The following is a 598-nucleotide window of genomic DNA, read 5'->3' on the forward strand; positions in this document are numbered from 1 at the left end:
CGCGTGACGCGACCGTCACCCCGACCGTCACCGACGCGGCCGGCAAGCTGGTGAAGCAGGCCCCGGTCAAGGTCGTCGACGGCAAGGCGACGTTCACCGTCCCCGCGCAGTCCGTGACCTCGTTCGCCGTCAAGGGCGTCTCCGGAGTCGCGCAGGACGCGAGCCTGTTCAGCAAGGGCAAGTCCTACACCCTGACCGGTGTGCAGAGCGGCAAGGCGGTGACCGTCGGCGCGAACGGCACGAGCCTGGTCATCAACTCGGCCAACGGCACGGTCGCGCAGGAGTGGCGACTGGAGGCGAAGTACGGCAAGAAGGGCAGCAACCGTGCGCGCTACGTCTTCGCCGACCCGGCCGAGGGCAAGCGGCTCGCCGTGCGGGACAACGTGCCGGTGATCGAGGCCGATACCGGTGAACGGGACCCGGCGACCGAGTGGATCCTGTCGACCACGGGCGACGGCACATGGACGCTGGTGAACCAGGCGACCGGGCGGCTTCTGGAGGTCGGCGGCCAGGCGACCAAGGAGGGCGCGGCCGTCACCACGTGGCAGGCCAACTCCGGTTCCAACCAGCGGTGGCGGATCACCGAGGTCAGCTGACC

At 69.9% G+C, this 598-nt stretch carries 1 protein-coding gene; it reads left to right on the top strand.

All coding sequences use genetic code 11. The annotated features are described in order from the left end of the window. A partial coding sequence (locus TN53_RS41805; protein WP_046264130.1) for an RICIN domain-containing protein occupies positions 1–596 on the top strand: 596 nt, incomplete at its 5' end. Positions 597–598: the final 2 nt, after the last annotated feature.

The sequence above is a fragment of the Streptomyces sp. WM6386 genome, assembly GCF_000972385.1.
GTDB lineage: Bacteria > Actinomycetota > Actinomycetes > Streptomycetales > Streptomycetaceae > Streptomyces.